This is a genomic window from Streptomyces sp. NPDC050674 (assembly GCF_040654575.1).
Classification (GTDB): domain Bacteria; phylum Actinomycetota; class Actinomycetes; order Streptomycetales; family Streptomycetaceae; genus Streptomyces.
Genome location: NZ_JBFAIG010000010.1, coordinates 79,291 through 97,285 on the forward strand (window position 1 = coordinate 79,291; position 17,995 = coordinate 97,285).

Consider the following 17,995-nt stretch of genomic DNA (forward strand, 5'->3'; position numbering starts at 1 on the left):
GCAGGTGAGCACCCCTTGGCCGGGGCGACAGGCGATCTTTCACTCATCCATGAAGGCATGCAGGCAGACGCAGGGCCACATGGAAAACAGAACGACTCACTCGTTGAACCACTCGGAGTAGACGGAGAGACCGCCGCCGTCCCACGTCAGCTTCATCCGGTAGTCGGACGAATTCGTGATATCGATGCCACCCTTGTCGCAGCCGGCATCGCCTCCATCGGTGATGACCAGCTTGTCCAAGGGGATCGCCTTCGGATTCTGGACGATGCCAGTCATTCCGTGACCGTCGGCCTTCGTGTCGCACACCACGAACATGTCACCGTCATCGATGTAGGTCATGTAACCGTGGTCGTTGCTGATGGTCTTGTTCGTATCCATCACACCGGCTTCGCCGGCCATGGCGGGGACTGCGGTCCCTGCGAACACCGCGGCGACAGCGGATCCGGCAACAGCGAGGCGCGCGAGGGCTATGCGCATGTGTATCTCTTTTCTCGTAGAGATTGCGGAACCCACGGGGCGGCTCCGTCGAGGTAGCTGACCATATGGCAGCGTGATCGTTAGGTAAAGAACTTTTTTCGGGAAGGCGCACCGTGTTTATGGGACGGAGTGTGACGCAATTGAGGTTCCCTTGAGGTGCCCAGAGGATCGACTGTTGTTTTTCTGGCAATAAGGGGCACAGGCCCTGCCACTCTGCGTGCACGAGGCCTCCACACAGTGACCTGCGTCACGCCTGCGATCCGGGCCGCCGTCTCCCGCCTCGATCGGCCATGCGGGAGGGTCGGTCCCAACTCACCACCCGCCCAAAGGGGTTGAAGGCCGGAGGAGACGGTCACCCTGGGGTCGCAGAGCCGTCCGGAAGAAGCCGGCCACTCACATGACGAGCCCTGCGGCGGCGCGGGAAACCGTGTCACGAGTGTGGCGCAGATCACCATGTAGAGGCTTCATGCACGCAGAGTGGCAGCGCGGTGCCCCTTATTGCCACATAAATAACGGTCGACGTTCGGGGCACCTCAAGGGAACCTCAATCGCGTCACACTCCGTCCCATAAACACGGTGCGCCTTCCCGAAAAAGGTTCTTTACCTAACGATCACGCTGCCATATGGTCAGCTACCTCGACGGAGCCGCCTCGTGTGTTCCGCAATCTCTACGAGAAAAGAGATACACATGCGCATAGCCCTCGCGCGCCTCGCTGTTGCCGGATCCGCCGCAGTGCTGTTTACCGGAATCGCAGCCCCCGCCATGGCGAGCGACACCCAAGTGCGCATTACCAACAAGACCATCAGCAACGACCACGGACGTATGACCTTCTACGACGACGGCGACATGTTCGAGGTGTGCGACACAAAAGCCGACGGCCAGGGAGTGGAAGGCCAGCTGCTCGAGGGCGACAAGACGGTTCTCTACCTCACTGACGGCGGCGACGCCGGCTGCGACAAGGGCGGCTACGACATCTCGTGGGGCAAGTCCTACTACATGGAACTCGCCTGGATGGGCGGCGGCCCCTCTGTGATGTCGCCATCGTTCAGCGAGTAAATCTCACCCAACACATCGTCACGGCTCCCCAAGAAAGCGACCGCAAATGATCAAGCAGCTCGGAAGTTTTGCCATCGCCGGCGCCGCGATCGCCGCCGTAGTCGTCGGCGCATCGACGCCGGCCATGGCTGCGGAATCCGGCATTCAGGACACCGACAAGAAGATCTCGCTCCCCGATGGCCGGGGCACGATGACGTACATCGATGACGGCGACATGTTCGTGGTATGTGACACCAGGGCTGACGGCCACGGCGTCACAGGGCAGCTCAGAAAGAACGCTTCGGGGTTCCCCACCATGATCGAGGTCACCGATGGCGGCGACGCGGGTTGTGACAAGAAGGGCTACAACGTCGGAAACCATCTCGGTGAGGAATACAGCATGTGGCTCTGGTGGGACGGGGGCGGCGACCCCGTGCTCTCGGGATGGTTCAACGAGTAATGGAAGATCTCTCCCCCGTCTCGGCGTGATGGGGGAGAAGGGGGCCGGTTCGCCCGGCATCTCGCGGGACGAGATGCCGGGCGGGTCTTTCCGGCAGCGGGTTGGCTCAAGAGATCAGGTTGCCGGCCGCGAGTGCGGCCCGCAGACGAAAGGAATCCAATGGTGAAGTCTTTCTCCCGCATCGCTGTGGCGAGCGCGGCGCTTGCGGCAACTCTCGGCGGCGTCACGACGCCGGCCTTCGCCGCGGAGTCCCAGATTCTCACGACTGACATCACGGTCAACATTCCCAACCGCGGGAAGATGGTGTTCCACGACGACGGAGACATGTTCGAAGTCTGTGACACCAACGCGGACGGCCACGGCATGACCGGTTACCTGAAGAACTCAGACACCGGACGGATTCTTCTGCTTCTCACCGATGGTGGTGACGCCGGCTGCGACAAGGACGGTTGGAACGTGGACAACTGGCCGAGCAGCTACCAGATGCAGCTGCAGTGGGACGGAGGCGGGCCCGCTGCCTACTCGGCACTCTTCAACGAGTAGCCGATCCGCGGCCGGGCCGGCCGACGATGCCGGGCCGGCCGCAGGAAGGGCGCTCTTACTTCACGTCGACGTAGTCGCCCGTGGCGTTGACGGCCGGGGTGGTCGTCGTGCCGGCGAAGCTGAAGCGCCAGTAGCCGTCGTACTGGGCGGTGGCGGTGGCCTTCACGTTGCCGTACGAGTCGGAGTACACCGTCTTGACGGTGGTGTACGTGCTGGTGCCCGCCTTGCGGAACTGGAGCTTGACCGGCTGGTTGGTGTAGCCGTGGTAGGCGTTGTCCTCCCAGTTGGCGCGGGACAGCTTGCCGGTGGAGGTGATGGTCTTGCCCTTGGAGACGGGCTCGGGACCGGCGTTGACCGTCAGCTTGGAGTAGCGCTGCACCTTGGTGGTGCCCAGGCCGCCCTGCTCCTTCTCGGCGCCGTCGCTGGTGACGGCGAGGGCACCGGCGTTCCAGGTGCCGGCGTCGGAGTTGAACAGGTCGCCGTCGGCCGGGCGGATGCTGATGACGCCCTTGCAGTTGAGGACCGTCGACGAGGCGGCGGTGCAGGTGGCCGGGTCGTCGCTGATCAGGACGTTGTCGGCGGTGTCGAGCGAGGAGCCGTGGTAGATCAGCGGGCCCGTGGCGAAGTGGTCGCTGCTGGTGTCGAGGTCCGCGGCGTGGGTCACGGTAAAGGTGACCGGCACGCTCACCACGTTGGTGGTGCCGACGACTATGTTCTTGCCGCTGTTCACCTTCATGTCGGAGAAGGTGACGTCGAGGGTCGACGCGGTGGTGCCCGTGCCCGCGTCGGCCGAGGCGGCGCTGAACGCCTGCTTGCCGGACGGGGCGTCGGCGGCCTGCGCGGCCGGGACGACGAGGGCGGAGAGGGCCAGGGCGCCGGAGACGGCGGCCACGGTGGCTCGGATGTGCATGTGTTTCCCCAGGGGGAGAAGTGATCGCGGAGTCTGTTGACTCACGCGATCAGATCCACGAGCCGCGCCCGGGGTTGTAGGGCGCGGCCCTGGTTTTGCCGTCCCATCCGCAACGTTTGACGAACGCTTGGCATATGCCCGGCGTACAGACGGCGCCGCCGGCCCCGGCATGGCTCCGGAACCGGCGGTGTGCTCGCGTGGACGCTCGCTGCGGGCGGTGTTACCGCACGTCGACGAAGTCACCCGTGGCGTTGATGGCCGGGGTGGTCGTGGTGCCCGCGAAGGAGTAGCGGAAGTAGCCGTCCGCCGAGGCCTTGACGGTGGTCTTCAGCTCGCCCGTGGAGTTGGACGTGATGGTCTTCACCGTGGTGTAGGTGCTGGCGCTCTTCTTGCGGAACTGGAGCTTGACCGACTGGCCGGTGTAGCCGTGGTACTGGAGGTCGTCCCAGTTGGCGCGGGAGAGCTTGCCGGTGACGGTGATGGTCTTGCCCTTGGTCACCGGCTCGGGCGAGGCGTTGACCGTCAGCTTGGAGGCGCGCTGGACCTTGGTCGTCTTGTAGGCGTCGCGGATGACGTAGTCGCCGTCGTTGCCGGCGGCGCCGACCCACACCTTCCAGGTGCCGGCCAGCAGGTTGGCGTAGATGTTCGTCTGCGGGTCGGCCACGAGCGTGACCTTGCAGGTCGCGGTGGTGGCGCTGGAGTGCGAGCAGCTGCCGACCTGCTCGTCGTCCAGGTTGTCCGGGGCGATGGCGCCGTCGGCGTTGTCCGGGTCCGAACCGTGCCACAGGACCGGGTAGGCGTCGTAGATGCCCGTCGGGTCGGTGGCCGTCACGGAGACGGTGAAGGACTTCTTGACGGTCGTGCCGACCACGATGTTCTTGCCGCCGTTGACGGTGACGCCGGTGATCTTGGTGTCGCCGACCGTCTCGTCCGCGGGGGTGGCGGCGGTGAACGGCGTGGCCTTCGAGGTGGTCGGGACCAGCGAGGCGAGGCTCGGCATGTGGTCCTGCGCCTGCGCGGCGGGCACGGCGAGGGCGGAAAGGGCCAGGGCGCCGGTGACGGCGGCCACGGTGGCTCGGATACGCATGCGTTCTCCAGGTGGAGAGGGGCCCCGGCGCTCGTCGTCGGCTCTCGGGGCCCAAGTGATCGTGGAGTCTGTTGACTCACGTGATCAGATAGCCCAGCAGTGCGCATGGTTGTACGACAAGTGAAAAAAATGTGCGGGAGTTTTCACCAGCGGTCGTACACCTCACCGGATCAGTCGAACCAGCGGTCCCGAGCCAACTCCTCGGTGCGGGACGGGTCTTCCAGCAGCGCCGCCACCTCGAACCTGCGCGGCCACTGCCCCGCCGCCCAGGCGAGCCCCGCCGCGACCCCTTCCAGCGTGGCCGCGTGCAGCACGCCGTCGTCGGTGAGCCGCCAGTCGATCTCCACGCCGTCGACGACGAGTTCGTCGTGCTCGACATAGGAGGACGGGGTCCGCCCGCCGAGCAGCACCCGCACGGGCTCCGGTACGTCGTGCTCGGTGCCCTCGGAGGTGACCTGCCCGGTCACGGACTCGCTCAGGCGCCGCACCTGGAACAGTTCGGCCAGTTCGGCGGCGCGTGACGGCCGTACCGGCAGCAGCGGCACGCCCTCGGTGAACGGCAGCAGGTCGGGCGAGTCGCACACCACGGCGTCCGCCGCGTCCACGACCCGCACCCGGCCGTCGACGACCGCTCGCAGGTCGTCCGGCAGGGTCACCTGCTCGGGGTCCAGATCCGCCAGCGCCCCGTACAGCGCGTGCAGCTGAGCACCCGTCACCTCTCGCCCGGGGTCGGCGAGCCGGTCGAGCAGTTCGGCGGCGCCCCCGGGCTCGTCCAGCAGCGCGGCGACGGACGTCCGCACGCCCAGCGCCCGCAGCACCTGCTCGTCCTCGAACCCGGTCGCGTCGGCCTCGTCGTACAGGCCGCGCAGCAGCGGGTCGCCCCCGGCGGAGCGCAGTCCGGCCGGGCGGCGGCCGTCGAGCACCGGGTTCCCGCGCAGCCACCAGGCGGTGTAGGGCCGGACGACCTCGTGGGTCCCGTCCGGCAGCAGGATCCGCACGGGCTGCACGATCGCGTCCCTGAGCGGCGGCCGGGACAACAGCGCGAGCGCCTGCCCCCACTTGTCCTCGTCGACCAGGTCCAGATCCCGTACGGCGACGATCTCGGTGGCGACCGGCGGCACCGGGCTGTCCGGGAAGCGGTCGAGGACGTCCTCGCACCACACGTCGACGGCGTCCAGCAGACCCGCGTCGTCCGGCTCGGCGAAGTCGCCCTCGCGGGGCTCCAGTTCGTCCGGGTCGAGGACGACGTCGGTGGCGCGGACGACCGCGAAGTCCACCAGGACCCCGCAGGCGGCCAGCGGCTGCTCGCCCCACTTGACGGCCAGTTCGGCGTCCACGAAGGCGAGTTCGCCCTCGCGCATGACCTGGGCGAAGGGGCCGCCGGGGTAAACCAGTTCGCAGGCCGGGGCCGGTTCGCCGTCCTCGTCGGGCAGGGCGAGCGCGCCGAGCCAGGGCTCGTCACCGGGCTCGAGGCCGGCGTCCCGCACCAGGGCGAGCACGGTGTCGGCCAGTTCGTCGGCGTCGAGGACGTCCTCCTCCCAGTTCACGCCGCCCTCGTCGTCCAGGGACGCGGCGACGGCCGCCCGCACCTGCGGGGTGGTGAGGACGGCCCGGGGTGTCGCGGGCAGCGCGCCGAGCTTCTCCAGGATCGGGTGGGCGGCGTCCGGATGGGCGACCTTCAGACCGAGCCGGGCCAGCACCTCGGGGTCGATCCGGGCGGTGTCCGCGCCGGGCAGCAGAACCTGCCGGGGCCCGATGGTCGTCCGCGCTCCCCCGGTGCCGAAAGCCTGGGAGGTGCCCCCGGCAAGCGGCACCGGCAGCCCCGACAGCCGCTCCGGGTCGACCCCGGCCAGGCTGTCGTAGAGCCGCCGCCACCAGCCGGGTTCCTTCTCCAGTCCGGCCAGCCGGTCGATCGCGTCGGTCAGCGGGACCCGGGCGACCCCCAGGGTCCGCAGCTCGGCGCGGCGCTCGAGACCGGCCGGCAGCAGGGTGGGCAGCACCTCGGCGAGCACCCGCACGGTGTCCGCGCCCGCGCCCTCGACGACCTCGGCGTCCCGGGGCCGCAAGGACTCGGGCAGGTCGTCCCCCTCGCGGGGAGGGAGGGCGGGCGGCAGGAAGGAGGTCCGCGGCAGCCGGTCCAGGATCGCCCGGCGCAGGGCGCCGTCCAGTTCGCCCTTGCCGAGCGGGCCGGGCACGAGGTCGATGATCCCGGACGTGACGGGCCGCCAGTCGCCGAGGAGTTCGGCGTAGGCGTCGGCCGCGCGCTGGACCAGGAAGTCGGTCAGCGGGCCGGGGGCCGCGTGCCGGCGGGTGGAGTCCAGCGGGAACGAGGCGATGAGCAGGGCAGGCACCCCCAGCGGCTCCTCGCTGGGGGTGGGCGCGTGCACCACCGGGCTGGTGCGGGGCCGGGCCGGGCTGCCGTCGCTGTCGACGGGCACGGCCCAGGTGACGGACCAGTGCGGCCGCAGCCGTTCCTCGACCGGCCGGTCCGCGAGGAGGTCGGGGGTGAGGGGGCCGTGCGCGGCGGCGGTGCGCCAGTGGGTGACGCCCTCGGCGGAGTCGTCGACGACGGTGAAGGGCCCGTCGGTGCGGCGGGTGAGGGTCCGCGGGCTCTCCCCGCCGATCTCGACGACCAGCTCCTGGAGGCCGGGGAGGGTGAGCAGCAGGGCGTCGTCGACGGCCCGCAGCAGCCGCTCGGCGAGATCGGCGGCGGCCGCGTCCCGCAGCGGCAGGATGACGGCGGTGTCGTACGGCGCGGGGGCGGTGCCCTCGGCGGCGTACGGCAGCCGCAGCAGCGGCACGTGCCCGTCCCGCCGCCGGACCTCGTCGCCGAGGCCGGGGCTGTGCCGGGCGGTCTCGGCGGCCAGTGCCCTCGCCTCGGCGAGCGACCACCGCACACCGCCGTGCCGGCCGACGACGGCGGGCTCGTCGGTGACGGCCAGGACGGCGGCGAACCCGACGCCGAACCGTCCCACCGAGGACGTGTCGCCCGAGTCCCGCTTGGCCGACGCCCGCAGGGTGGACAGCGACTCGACGCCGGTCGCGTCCAGCGGGGCACCGGTGTTGGCGGCGACCAGCACCCCGTCGCGCAGCGTGAGCCGCAACCGGCCGGGCGTCCCGGCCCGGGCCGCCGCGTCGGCCGCGTTCTGGGCGAGTTCCACGACGAGCCGGTCCCGGTAGCCGCCGAGGACCAGGTCCTCCTCGGCGTTGGCGTCCTCACGGAACCGGGCGGGGCTGGTGGCCCAGGCGTCGAGAACACCGCGCCGCAGTCGGGCGGTACCGAACGGATCGGCCCCCTCGGCGGCGGGCCGCACGAACTTGCTGCTCACGTTCCGTTCCTTCTCCTCGTGGACGTGAGGAGAAGGTACCGCCTGGGAAGCGGACGGCGTGCGCCCGTCCGGCGCGGGTGGCCCCGGCGGGCGGTGATGTGCGGGACCTGTGTGCACCCGGCCGCTACGAGTGCCCCAGGTCCTCCGTGTCGGCGTCCGCCGTCGGCGTCACCGAGCCCGAGTCCGAGGACGGGCGCAGCGGGAAGGGGTCGACCCGGGTCTCGTCGATGACCGGGGCGGCCGGCTGGGGCGGCCGGGGCATGACCGCGGCCTCGGAGTGGCCGCCGCAGCCGTAGGCGAGGGAGACCAGCCGGCCGTCGGCCGGGGAGAACTCGTTGGCGCAGGCACCGAAGGCCTGGCCGAGGGAACCGCCGATGGGGACGAGGAAGCCGCAGCTGACGCAGGCCGCGGGGGCCGCCTGAGCCATGGGCGTCTTGGGGCCGAACGCCTCCTCCCAGCGGTCGGCGGCACTGTGCAGGCCGTAGCGGGACAGCACTCGGGCCCGCCGCATGCCCAGTTCCTCGGCGACCGCCGGGATCGAACCGCGCAGGGGGACGGACGTGAAGCCGGAGGGGGAACCGGCGGTGAGGTCCGCGTCCTCCGCCTCCACCAGGTCGGCCATCTCGTGCGACACGGGGGACGCCGGCGCCGGCTCGTCCTCGCCGGAGTAGCCCGGCTCCAGGCGCAGGTCCTCGGCGTCGGTGGGCAGCAGATCGCCCGGCCCCATGTCACCGGGGCGCAGCCGCTCGCTCCACGGCACCCACTCGGGCGCCAGCACCGCGTCCGGGCCGGGCAGCAGGGCCGCCTCGTCCACCGTGACGATCTTCGCCCGGGACGCCCGGGCCACCGTCACGGCCCAGCGCCAGCCCCGGTAGCCGAGCTCGCGGCACTCGAAGAAGTGGGTCACCACGCGGTCCCCCTCGGAGACCAGTCCCACGTGTTCCCCGACGATTCCCGGCGCGGCGGCCTCCTCGGCTGCGGCACGGGCGAGGTCGACGGCCTCGGCGCACAGGCGGTCAGGGGTGCGGCTTCGCGTTGTCGCTGCGCTCACAGGTATCGCTTCTCTCCATACGCCGTCGCGGGTGCGCCACTCCCGGCGCGGGGGCGGACGGAGCGGACCGGGGGACCGCGTCGACGTCCTTCATCCATTTTGCGGGATGGCTGAGATACGCACGCTACCCTTCCGCCCCACTTCGCGTACACCGACGGTCCCCTTGCGTCCTCCACCGGACCACGGGCCCGCCGCCCCGCACCGTCACCCCACAGGCCCTATACAAGCGGTAATGGCACTACCCACGGCCTTATCGGGGCACTATGACGTCGTGGCAGCCGCGAAGACACCCCCGGGCGCCACCGGGACCGGTGGGTCGAAAGGGGTCAAGGGAAACAGCCGACCGAACGGACCGGGCCGTGTGGGCGGCCCCTTCCGCGCGATCGGCCGTGCCCTGCACTTCCCGGTGACCGGCCCCGCCCGCGGCATCCGCAAGGCCACCCACGCGCACGGCGCCGGCGAGTCCGGCCTCGGCAAGCTGATCGAACTGCACGGGGTGAACGGCGCCGGCGACGTCATGATCACCGTCGCGCTGGCCTCCACGGTGTTCTTCTCCGTGCCCACCGACGAGGCCCGCGGCCGCGTCGCCCTGTACCTCGCCATCACCATGGCGCCCTTCACCCTCCTCGCACCCGTCATCGGCCCCCTGCTCGACCGTCTCCCGCACGGCCGGCGCGCCGCGATGGCCGGGGCGATGCTGGCCCGGGCGCTGCTCGCGCTCGTCCTGTCCGGCGCGGTCGTCAGCGGCGGCCTGGAGCTGTACCCGGCCGCACTCGGCGTCCTCGTCTCCTCCAAGGCCTACGGCGTGGTCAGAAGCGCCGTCGTGCCCCGGCTGCTGCCACCACGCTTCTCCCTGGTCAAAGCCAACTCGAGGGTCACGCTCGGCGGCCTCCTCGCCACCGGCGTCGCCGCGCCCATCGGCGCCGGACTCCAGCAGATCGGGCCGCGCTGGCCCCTCTACGGTGCCTTCGTGCTCTTCGTGGCGGGGACGATCCTGTCGTTCACGCTGCCGCCGAAGGTCGACTCCGCCAAGGGCGAGGACCGCGCCCTGCTGGCGTCGGACGAGCAGCACCTGCACGGACCGCACCGGCAGCCGGTCAAGCGGCCGGGGCTGCGCACGGTCGGCCCGGCCGTCACCCACGCCCTGGCGGCCAACGCCGCCATCCGCTGCCTGACCGGGTTCCTGATCTTCTTCCTGGCGTTCCTGCTGCGCGAGCACCCGGTCTCCGGCCAGAGCGCCGCCGTGTCCCTGGGGATCGTGGGCGTGTCGGCGGGCGTGGGCAACGCGCTCGGCACGGCCGTCGGGGCGTGGCTGCGCTCCCGGGCCCCGGAGATCATCATCGTGACGGTCGTGGCGGGTGTGGCGGGCGCGGCGATCACGGCCGCGGTGTTCTTCGGCGCGGTCCTGGTGGCCTCTCTGGCCGCGATCGCCGGGTTCGCCCAGGCCCTGGCCAAGCTGTCCCTGGACGCGCTGATCCAGCGTGACGTGCCCGAACTCGTCCGCACGTCGGCCTTCGCCCGCTCCGAGACGCTGTTGCAGATGAGCTGGGTGCTGGGCGGGGCGGTGGGCATCGTCATGCCGCTCAACGGCACGGCCGGGCTGGCGGTGGGCGCCGCGATCGTGGGCGCCGGGTGGCTGGCGACCGTACGGGGGCTGATCGACTCGGCCCGGCGCGGCAGCCCCGGGCGGCCGCGGGTCGCGTAGGGCCCTTCTGATGGATCTCCGGGGGAGCCGTACCCCTCCTGGGCGGTGCGGAGCGCAGGCCCGATAGCCTTCGCCCATGAACACGTTGCAATCCGTTGTGCGACGCCGCCGCGCCGTCGCCGTCGCCGGCGTCGTATCCGCCGGACTGCTCGTCCTGTCGGCCTGTAACAAGCCGACGCCGATGGCCACGGTCACCGTGGGCAGCGACTCGGTGAACACCGAGGCCACCTGCGGCGGCGAGGGCGACACCCTGAAGCCGTCCGATCTCAGCCAGTGCCTGAAGAACAAGGGCATCAAGAGCATCTCCGTCGACCCCGACGAGACCGTGCGCTTCGGTGTCGACCCCGAGGTCGCCGACAAGGGCTGGACGATCCTGATGAACGGTCAGCCGCTGACCGACTCCAGCAAGAAGACCTACCGCACCATTCCGGGCAGCGTGTTCTTCAACGCCCAGTACGGCGCGCAGGGCAACTCGACGCTGGTGTCCATCAAGGAGGGCGACAAGGACCCGTCCGGCCTGTGGAACTTCAAGCTGAAGAAGGACGTCTGATCGCTGCCGCCGGGCTCGGCCGGGTACTCGTCGCCACCGCTGTCCCCGTGGAGAGGGACGCGGTGGCGCGGGGCTTTCCCGGCGACAGCGGCATCGAGGTGATCACGGTCGGGGTCGGGCCCGCTCTGGCGGCCACCGCCACCGCCACCGCCCTCACCACCGCCGCCCTGAAGGACGAGCCCTACGCCCTCGTGGTGTCCGCCGGGATCGGCGGCGGGTTCCAGCCCGAGGCGGCCGTCGGGTCGCTCGTGGTCGCCGACGAGATCGTCGCGGCCGATCTGGGGGCCGAGACCGAGGACGGGTTCGTACCGGTCACGGAGCTCGGCTTCGGGACCGTCCGCCATCAGCCGCCCGCGGACCTCGTCCGGCGGGCCGCCGGCGCCACCGGGGCACGGACCGGGTCCGTGCTCACCGTGTCGACCGTGACCGGCACGGCCGCCAGGGCCGCCGCGCTGCGGGAACGGCACCCCGGTGCCCTCGCCGAGGCGATGGAGGGTTTCGGCGTCGCCGAGGCCGCCGCCGCGCACGGGGTACCCGTGCTGGAGGTCCGGGCGATCTCCAACCCCGTCGGGCCGAGGGACCGTGCCGCCTGGCGCATCCCGGACGCCCTGGCCGCCCTGACCGAGGGGTTCGGGAAGCTCGCGCCCGTACTGGAGAGTTGGAACCGGTATGACAGTTGAGCAGTTGCAGATCGCGTACTCGCCCTGCCCGAACGACACGTTCGTCTTCGACGCCCTCGCCCACGGCCGCGTCCCCGGGGCGCCCGCCCTCGACGTGACCTTCGCCGACATCGACCTCACCAACGGCATGGCCGAGCGCGGCGAGTTCGACGTGCTGAAGGTGTCGTACGCGGTGCTGCCCCACGTCCTCGACGACTACGCCCTGCTGCCCTGCGGGGGCGCGCTGGGCCGGGGCTGCGGGCCGCTGGTGCTGACGCGCGAGGCGGGCCTCGACCTGACCGGGCGGACCGTCGCGGTGCCCAGCGAGAAGTCGACCGCCTATCTGCTGTTCCGGCTGTGGGCCGCGGACACCCTGGAGGGCCACGTCGGCGAGATCGTCGTCATGCCGTTCCACGAGATCATGCCGGCCGTGCGGGACGGGAAGGTCGACGCGGGACTCGTGATCCACGAGGCGCGCTTCACCTACCGCGACTACGGGCTGCACCGGCTCGCCGACATGGGCGAGCACTGGGAGAGCACCACCGGGCTGCCGATCCCGCTGGGCGCGATCATCGCCAAGCGGTCGCTGGGCGAGCAGAGGCTGCGGCTGCTGGCCGACTCCATCCGGACGTCGGTGCGCGCCGCCTGGGACGACCCCGAGGCCTCCCGGCCCTACGTCATGGAACACGCCCAGGAGATGGACCCGGCCGTCGCCGACCAGCACATCGGGCTGTACGTCAACGAGTTCACCGCCGACCTCGGCGAGGACGGGTACGCGGCCGTACGCGGCCTGCTGACCCGCGCCGCCGCCGAGGGGCTCCTGCCGCCCCTCGGCCCCGACGCGCTGCGTTTTCCCTGAGCTCAGACGTCCAGCTGGTCGGCGACCGCGCGCAGCAGGCCGGCGATCTTCTTGCCCGCGGTCTTCTCGGGGTAGCGGCCCCGCTCCAGCATCGGCGTGATGTTCTCCAGGAGAGTCGTCAGATCCTGCACGATGGACGCCAGCTCGTCCGGCTTCTTGCGGGTCGCGGCGGCGACGGACGGGGTGGGGTCCAGGATCGTCAGGGACAGCGCCTGGTCGCCGCGCTGTCCGGCGACGACACCGAACTCCACGCGCTGACCCGGCTTGAGTGTCTCGACTCCGGCGGGGAGGACCGAGGAATGGACGAAGACGTCACCGCCGTCGTCGCGGGAGAGAAAGCCGAAGCCCTTCTCGCTGTTGAACCACTTGACTTTGCCGGTAGGCACGTCTGTCCTCGTCCTCGTACTCGTCGGAAAACTGCTTCTGGAAACGGCTCTTGATAGCACTCGGGCGGGTCGTACGGACCCGCCGGTACCCAGGCTAATGCTCTTGCAGCCGGTGACAAGACGTCACCCGGTTGTTCCTCCGCGCTGGGAACTACCCTGGTCGGGTGCGTGACAAAACCCAAACGAATTCCGCCGCTCCCGGTGACCGCCTGGTCCGTGCCGGAGCCCTCGTGTTCTTCATCGGCGCCCTGGCCACACTGGTCACGGTCGCCCCGTTGCTGCTCGGAACGGAGCCCTTTCCGACGTACATGTTCGGATTGAGCATGCTCATGGCGGTCGGATTCCTGATGGCCGGAGCGGGAGTGCTGCGTTCCGTGGCGGCGGGCCGGCGTCAGGCGCGCGCGGGACGGTAGTCCGAAAGCCACCCCGGGAATTCGGTCAGGTCGGCGAGGACGACGTCGGCGCCCGCTCGACGCAGTTCCTGCGCGGGGCAGGGCCCGGTGGCCACCGCGACCGACAGCGCCCCGGCGGCCCGGGCGCCGCGCACGTCCCCGACGTGGTCGCCGACGTAGACGCCCGCCTCGTGCTCGCGCAGGGCCTCGGCCTTCTGCTCGGCCCACAGGTCGCCGATGACGGCGTCGGGCTCGATGCCGAGGTGGGCCAGGTGCAGTTTGGCGTTGGGCTCGTACTTGGCGGTGACGACGATCGCGCGTCCACCGGCCTCCCGTACGGCCGCGATGGCCTCCCGGGCGCCCGTCATCGCCGGGGTCGCGGCGATGGCGATCGCCGGGTACATCTCCCGGTACAGGTCCGCCACGGCCGCGACCTCCTCGGCGGGGAACCAGTTGATCAGCTCCTCGGCCAGCGGCGGCCCGAGCCGCGTCACCGCCAGGTCGGCGTCGACGTACGTCCCCGTCCGCTCGGACAGCGCCCGGTAGCAGGCGCGGATGCCGGGGCGGGAGTCGATGAGGGTCATGTCGAGGTCGAAGCCGACGGTGGGCGCGGGCGGGGTCGTGAAGGCCATATGGGCCATTGTGCCCAGCCGGTGTGACCGGCGGACACCCGCCGCTGACGGTCTAGCGCGAACGCTGTGAACGCCACACCAGGAACAGCGCCGACGCCACCGCCGCCGCCCGCACCACCCACGGCCAGGTCTGCGCCACCGCGGCGTTCAGCTGGCCCTCGGCGATCGGGGTGCCCCAGCGGCCGTTCATCCGGCCCCACAGCCACACCAGACCGCCCGCTGCGGACAGGCCCGGCAGGATCACGACCGCCCACTTCGTCTCGGCCTGGCTCAGGCGGCGGGACGCGTAGGCGATGAGCCAGCCGAGCAGCAGGACGAACCAGTTGCCGAGCACGGCACCGGCGACGAGGAGTGCGGCGGCGGCCAGAAGGAGCGGGTTGCTCCAGTTCCCGGCGGGAAGACGCGGGAGACGGCGGCGGCTGCCCTTCCCGGTCACCTCGGCCACCTCGGCCGCCTCGACCGGGACCGGTTCGGCGGCGGCCGGCTTCTCCGCCTCCGGCTTGCGCGGCGCCGGCGGCTTCAGCAGGTCGGGCAGCTCCACACCACCGACGAACCCCGGCACCTCGTCGCCCACACCGAAGGGGCCGCTGTCCACCCGCCACCAGTCGGGCCGGACCGCGCTGTCGCCGAGCTCGTGCCCGGCGGCCAGATGCGGCGGGGCCGGGCCGTCGGAGGGCGCTGGGTGCGACTCCTCGGCCCGCCGTGCCGGACGGGGACGCGGTACGACGCGGCGCCTGACGCCCCTGGCCCGCTCCTGCGGCTCCGCGTCGCGCTGCACCGGGACGGAGGCGGGCTGGACGGGGGCGGGCGCGGCGCCGTACGGCTCGCCGGGCGTGCCGCCCGCCGCCGCGGTCACCACGTCGTCGGGGCTGCCCAGGCGGGAGAGGATGCGGCGGACGGCGGCGGGCGAGTCGACGGTGGCCTTCGCCCGGCGCTTGTCGATCTCGTTGCGCAGATCCGCGACCAGGCGCATCCGGGTGGCCGACGACAACTGCCGCTGCTGGGCCACGTCACCGACGCGGCTCAGATACTCGTAAACGACCTGGTCGCTCTCAATCCCCACGAAGTCCCCTCCGGGGCGGGTGCGTTGCGTGACGCCGTCGCACGACGGTACCGCGAGTGCCCGCTCAGCGGCCAAAACCCCGTCCCGCGTTCGGGGACGGGGCCGTGCGCTGTCGGCCCTGCCCGGGGAGGCGACCCGCTACCGTGGACCGGATGAGCACCGAGGACAGGCCCCCGGCCCCCCGCTCCCTCGCGGAAGAGCTCCGCGCGCGGGGCGACGCTTCGCTGGGCGCGCTCCTGCGCAGCCGCCCGGATCTCATCACGCCCGTCCCCACCGACCTCACCCAGCTCGCGACCCGCGCCGGCACCCGCGCCTCGGTGGTGCGGGCCCTGGAACGGCTGGACCGGTTCGCGCTCCAGACGGCGGAGGCGCTGGCCGTCGCACCGGACCCGGCGGCCTACGGCGAACTGCTCGGCCTGATGGCCGGGGACGACCCCGACCCGGCCGTCGTCACGGCCCTGCCGCACGCCGTGGACCTGCTGCGCGAGCAGGCCCTGGTGTGGGGCGGCGACGACCGGCTGCGCCTGGTCCGCACGGCGCGTGAGCTGCTGGCCCCCTCCCCGCAGCACCCCTCGCCGACCGGCCTCGGCCCGACGGTCCAGGAGGCCACCGCCGGGATGTCCCCGGGGCGGATCCAGGCGATCGTCACGGCCGCCGGACTGCCCTCCACCCACGACTCGGTGTCCGCGGTGAGCGCCCTGGCCGGACTGTTCGGGGACCGGGCCCGGATGGCCGCGCTGCTCGACGGGGCCCCGGCCGACTCCCTCGAGGTGCTGGAACGCCTGGTGTGGGGGCCGCCGTACGGGCAGGTCACGGCCGATCCGGCGCCTCGGCTGCGCTGGCTGCTGGACCGCGGGCTGCTGCTGCCGACGGCGCCCGGGACGGTCGTCCTGCCGCGCGAGGTCGCCCTGCACCTGCGGCGGGGCCTGGCGCACCGGACGCCCGAGCCGGTGCCGCCGTTGGTCGAGGCGGCGGCCGTTCATCGTCCACAGGTTGTGGACAGCGCCGCGGCCGGACAGGCGTACACCGCGCTCGCGACCGTCGAGGAACTGCTGAAGGACTGGGACGAGGGCGGGCCGGCGGTGCTGCGCGCCGGTGGACTGAGCGTGCGGGACCTGAAACGGACCGCCGTCGCCCTGGACGTACCGGAGCCGGTCGCCGCGTTCTGGGTGGAACTGGCCTACGCGGCGGGCCTCATCGCCTCGGACGGCGAGGCCGACGAGCGGTACGCGGCCACCCCGGCCTACGACGAGTGGCGCGAACTGCCCGCCGCCGAGCGCTGGTCGCGGCTGGTCACGGCCTGGCTCGCGGCGACCCGCACGGCCGGTCTCGTGGGCGGACGGGACGCGAAGGACCGCACCCTGTCGGCGCTCGGGCCGGGTCTGGACCGCTCGGCCGCGCCCGAGGTACGGCACCGGGTGCTGGCGCTGCTGGCCGGGCTGCCGGAGGGCGCCGCCCCGGCTGCCGGGTCGGTGCTGGCCCGGCTGCGCTGGGAGCGGCCTCTGCGCGGTGACCGGCGCGAGGACGACCTGCGCGGCCGGCTCGCCGAGTGGGCCCTGTCGGAGGCGGAGTTGCTGGGCGTCACGGGCCGGGGCGCGCTGTCGGCGCAGGGCCGGGCCCTGCTCGGCGCGCCCGCCGTCCCCGCGCCGGGCCCGGAAGCGGAGCCCTCGGGGCCGGGGGACAAGCTGCCCGTCCACCACCATCACCGCCCCGCCCGGCTCGCTCCCCTCGGCCCGGCCGAACAGGCCGTCGCCTCCGCCGCCGCGGCCCGGCTGCTCGCGCCGCTGCTGCCCGAGCCGCTGGACCACGTGCTGCTCCAGGCCGACCTGACGGCGGTGGCGCCCGGGCCCCTGCAACGGCCCCTCGCGGACATGCTGGGCGTCCTGGCGGAGGTGGAGTCCAAGGGCGGTGCCACCGTCTACCGGTTCACGCCCGGCTCGGTGCGGCGGGCGCTAGACGCCGGGCAGACCTCCTCCGACCTGCACTCCTTCCTCACCACGCACTCCCGCACGCCGGTGCCGCAGCCGCTCGCCTACCTGATCGACGACGTGGCCCGTCGGCACGGGCACCTGCGGGTCGGGGCGGCCTCGGCGTACGTGCGCTGCGACGACGACGCGGTGCTCAACGAGATCCTCGCCGACAAACGGGCCGCGGGGCTCGGGCTGCGGCGGCTCGCGCCGACCGTGCTGGCCGCGCGGACCGACCCGTCCGGGCTGCTGGAAGGGCTGCGGGCGATGGGGTTCGCGCCCGCGGCCGAGTCCGCCGAGGGCGATGTGCTGATCACCCGTGCCCTGGCCCACCGCACCCCGCCGCGCACCGCTCCCGAGCCGGTCCCGGACGGCCCGCCGGTCCCCGACGACACCCTGCTGGCGGCGGCCCTGCGCGCCATCCGGGCCGGCGACCTCGCCTCCACCACCCCGCGCAAGCCCGGCGGGGCCCCGGCGGCCGACGGCGAGCTGCCCCGCACCGGCGCCGCCGAGACCCTCGCCACCGTGCAGGCCGCCGTCCTCACCGGCGAGGCCCTGTGGATCGGCTACGTCAACGCCGAGGGTGCCGCGAGCCAGCGGCTGATCGCCCCGATCCGGGTCGAGGGCGGTTTCGTCACGGCGTACGACCACACCGCGGACGAGGTCCGCACCTATCCGCTGCACCGGATCACCGGGGTCGCGGAGCTCGCCGACGACGCGTGACGGCCGGTCCGGGCGGTGTCACCCGTTCGGGTGTGGGCGGGCGTTCATGCACGCCACGCCGGGGATGTCCCACGCTCGGGCGACCTTGCCGGGCGTGCCGCATCAGGCCGTGCGGGCGGGGGCAGCCACCGGGTGTCCTTGTGAGCTCAGCCGAAAGGAAGCCCCC

Annotated in this window: 17 protein-coding genes; 9 read left to right on the forward strand and 8 right to left on the reverse strand. The window is 72.1% G+C overall.

The window, feature by feature from the left end; translation table 11 throughout:
• Nucleotides 1–96: 96 nt before the first annotated feature.
• Nucleotides 97–477, reverse strand: a complete 381-nt coding sequence (locus AB0I06_RS18205; protein WP_363119822.1) for a hypothetical protein — start codon at nucleotides 475–477, stop codon at nucleotides 97–99.
• 688 nt (nucleotides 478–1,165) lie between these two features.
• Between AB0I06_RS18205 and AB0I06_RS18210 the strand changes: the two genes are divergently transcribed.
• The 3 genes from AB0I06_RS18210 to AB0I06_RS18220 all read left to right on the forward strand — a co-directional run bounded on the left by AB0I06_RS18210 (nucleotide 1,166) and on the right by AB0I06_RS18220 (nucleotide 2,516).
• Nucleotides 1,166–1,534, forward strand: a complete 369-nt coding sequence (locus AB0I06_RS18210) for a hypothetical protein (protein WP_363119823.1) — start codon at nucleotides 1,166–1,168, stop codon at nucleotides 1,532–1,534.
• Between the two features lie 46 nt (nucleotides 1,535–1,580).
• Complete coding sequence (locus AB0I06_RS18215; protein ID WP_363119824.1) at nucleotides 1,581–1,973, forward strand: hypothetical protein; 393 nt, start codon at nucleotides 1,581–1,583, stop codon at nucleotides 1,971–1,973.
• A gap of 159 nt (nucleotides 1,974–2,132) precedes the next feature.
• Complete coding sequence (locus AB0I06_RS18220; protein ID WP_363119825.1) at nucleotides 2,133–2,516, forward strand: hypothetical protein; 384 nt, start codon at nucleotides 2,133–2,135, stop codon at nucleotides 2,514–2,516.
• 55 nt (nucleotides 2,517–2,571) lie between these two features.
• Here AB0I06_RS18220 and AB0I06_RS18225 read toward each other — a convergent pair whose 3' ends face one another.
• The 4 genes from AB0I06_RS18225 to AB0I06_RS18240 form a co-directional block, all read right to left on the reverse strand.
• Nucleotides 2,572–3,426, reverse strand: coding sequence for a hypothetical protein (locus AB0I06_RS18225; protein ID WP_363119826.1), 855 nt, complete (start codon nucleotides 3,424–3,426; stop codon nucleotides 2,572–2,574).
• Between the two features lie 220 nt (nucleotides 3,427–3,646).
• Nucleotides 3,647–4,513 carry a calcium-binding protein gene (locus AB0I06_RS18230; RefSeq protein ID WP_363119827.1) on the reverse strand — a complete coding sequence of 289 codons (867 nt, stop codon included), beginning with the start codon at nucleotides 4,511–4,513 and terminating at the stop codon, nucleotides 3,647–3,649.
• Nucleotides 4,514–4,683: 170 nt separating this feature from the next.
• Entirely contained in the window at nucleotides 4,684–7,842 is a 3,159-nt protein-coding gene (locus AB0I06_RS18235; protein ID WP_363119828.1) for a molecular chaperone Hsp90, read from the reverse strand.
• A 124-nt stretch (nucleotides 7,843–7,966) separates the two neighbouring features.
• Nucleotides 7,967–8,893 carry a DUF3027 domain-containing protein gene (locus AB0I06_RS18240; protein WP_363119829.1) on the reverse strand — a complete coding sequence of 309 codons (927 nt, stop codon included), beginning with the start codon at nucleotides 8,891–8,893 and terminating at the stop codon, nucleotides 7,967–7,969.
• Nucleotides 8,894–9,164: 271 nt separating this feature from the next.
• Here AB0I06_RS18240 and AB0I06_RS18245 point away from each other — a divergent pair, with 271 nt between their 5' ends.
• The 4 genes from AB0I06_RS18245 to AB0I06_RS18260 all read left to right on the forward strand — a co-directional run bounded on the left by AB0I06_RS18245 (nucleotide 9,165) and on the right by AB0I06_RS18260 (nucleotide 12,666).
• Complete coding sequence (locus tag AB0I06_RS18245) at nucleotides 9,165–10,598, forward strand: MFS transporter (protein WP_363119830.1); 1,434 nt, start codon at nucleotides 9,165–9,167, stop codon at nucleotides 10,596–10,598.
• A gap of 76 nt (nucleotides 10,599–10,674) precedes the next feature.
• Nucleotides 10,675–11,148, forward strand: a complete 474-nt coding sequence (locus tag AB0I06_RS18250) for a DUF2771 domain-containing protein (RefSeq protein WP_363119831.1) — start codon at nucleotides 10,675–10,677, stop codon at nucleotides 11,146–11,148.
• Nucleotides 11,118–11,828: a futalosine hydrolase gene (locus tag AB0I06_RS18255; RefSeq protein WP_363119832.1), complete on the forward strand. Its 711-nt coding sequence runs from the start codon at nucleotides 11,118–11,120 to the stop codon at nucleotides 11,826–11,828. The genes AB0I06_RS18250 and AB0I06_RS18255 overlap by 31 nt, the downstream gene beginning before the upstream one ends.
• A complete protein-coding gene (locus AB0I06_RS18260; RefSeq protein WP_363119833.1) occupies nucleotides 11,818–12,666 on the forward strand; it encodes a 1,4-dihydroxy-6-naphthoate synthase in 849 nt (282 codons plus the stop codon). Before AB0I06_RS18255 ends, AB0I06_RS18260 begins: the two co-directional genes overlap by 11 nt.
• Before the next feature lie 2 nt (nucleotides 12,667–12,668).
• Here AB0I06_RS18260 and AB0I06_RS18265 read toward each other — a convergent pair whose 3' ends face one another.
• Nucleotides 12,669–13,052 carry a cold-shock protein gene (locus tag AB0I06_RS18265; RefSeq protein ID WP_010035896.1) on the reverse strand — a complete coding sequence of 128 codons (384 nt, stop codon included), beginning with the start codon at nucleotides 13,050–13,052 and terminating at the stop codon, nucleotides 12,669–12,671.
• 164 nt (nucleotides 13,053–13,216) lie between these two features.
• Here AB0I06_RS18265 and AB0I06_RS18270 point away from each other — a divergent pair, with 164 nt between their 5' ends.
• Nucleotides 13,217–13,465 carry a hypothetical protein gene (locus AB0I06_RS18270; protein WP_363119834.1) on the forward strand — a complete coding sequence of 83 codons (249 nt, stop codon included), beginning with the start codon at nucleotides 13,217–13,219 and terminating at the stop codon, nucleotides 13,463–13,465.
• Here the strand turns inward: AB0I06_RS18270 and AB0I06_RS18275 are convergent.
• Together AB0I06_RS18275 and AB0I06_RS18280 are read right to left on the reverse strand one after the other, a co-directional pair.
• Nucleotides 13,444–14,076, reverse strand: a complete 633-nt coding sequence (locus AB0I06_RS18275; RefSeq protein WP_363119835.1) for a haloacid dehalogenase-like hydrolase — start codon at nucleotides 14,074–14,076, stop codon at nucleotides 13,444–13,446. The two genes, AB0I06_RS18270 and AB0I06_RS18275, sit on opposite strands and share 22 nt — an antisense overlap.
• Before the next feature lie 52 nt (nucleotides 14,077–14,128).
• Nucleotides 14,129–15,139 carry a hypothetical protein gene (locus AB0I06_RS18280; RefSeq protein WP_363119836.1) on the reverse strand — a complete coding sequence of 337 codons (1,011 nt, stop codon included), beginning with the start codon at nucleotides 15,137–15,139 and terminating at the stop codon, nucleotides 14,129–14,131.
• 152 nt (nucleotides 15,140–15,291) lie between these two features.
• Between AB0I06_RS18280 and AB0I06_RS18285 the strand changes: the two genes are divergently transcribed.
• The gene (locus AB0I06_RS18285; RefSeq protein ID WP_363119837.1) at nucleotides 15,292–17,829 is read left to right on the forward strand and encodes a helicase C-terminal domain-containing protein; all 2,538 of its coding nucleotides are present in this window, start codon (nucleotides 15,292–15,294) and stop codon (nucleotides 17,827–17,829) included.
• Nucleotides 17,830–17,995 lie beyond the last annotated feature (166 nt).

Coding starts and splice junctions, on each gene's coding strand:
- AB0I06_RS18275 (WP_363119835.1), bottom strand. CDS start 14,076: ATGGCCTTCACGACCCCGCCCGCGCCCACCGTCGGCTTCGACCTCGAC.
- AB0I06_RS18215 (WP_363119824.1), top strand. CDS start 1,581: ATGATCAAGCAGCTCGGAAGTTTTGCCATCGCCGGCGCCGCGATCGCC.
- AB0I06_RS18230 (WP_363119827.1), bottom strand. CDS start 4,513: ATGCGTATCCGAGCCACCGTGGCCGCCGTCACCGGCGCCCTGGCCCTT.
- AB0I06_RS18225 (WP_363119826.1), bottom strand. CDS start 3,426: ATGCACATCCGAGCCACCGTGGCCGCCGTCTCCGGCGCCCTGGCCCTC.
- AB0I06_RS18285 (WP_363119837.1), top strand. CDS start 15,292: ATGAGCACCGAGGACAGGCCCCCGGCCCCCCGCTCCCTCGCGGAAGAG.
- AB0I06_RS18220 (WP_363119825.1), top strand. CDS start 2,133: ATGGTGAAGTCTTTCTCCCGCATCGCTGTGGCGAGCGCGGCGCTTGCG.
- AB0I06_RS18210 (WP_363119823.1), top strand. CDS start 1,166: ATGCGCATAGCCCTCGCGCGCCTCGCTGTTGCCGGATCCGCCGCAGTG.
- AB0I06_RS18205 (WP_363119822.1), bottom strand. CDS start 477: ATGCGCATAGCCCTCGCGCGCCTCGCTGTTGCCGGATCCGCTGTCGCC.
- AB0I06_RS18250 (WP_363119831.1), top strand. CDS start 10,675: ATGAACACGTTGCAATCCGTTGTGCGACGCCGCCGCGCCGTCGCCGTC.
- AB0I06_RS18260 (WP_363119833.1), top strand. CDS start 11,818: ATGACAGTTGAGCAGTTGCAGATCGCGTACTCGCCCTGCCCGAACGAC.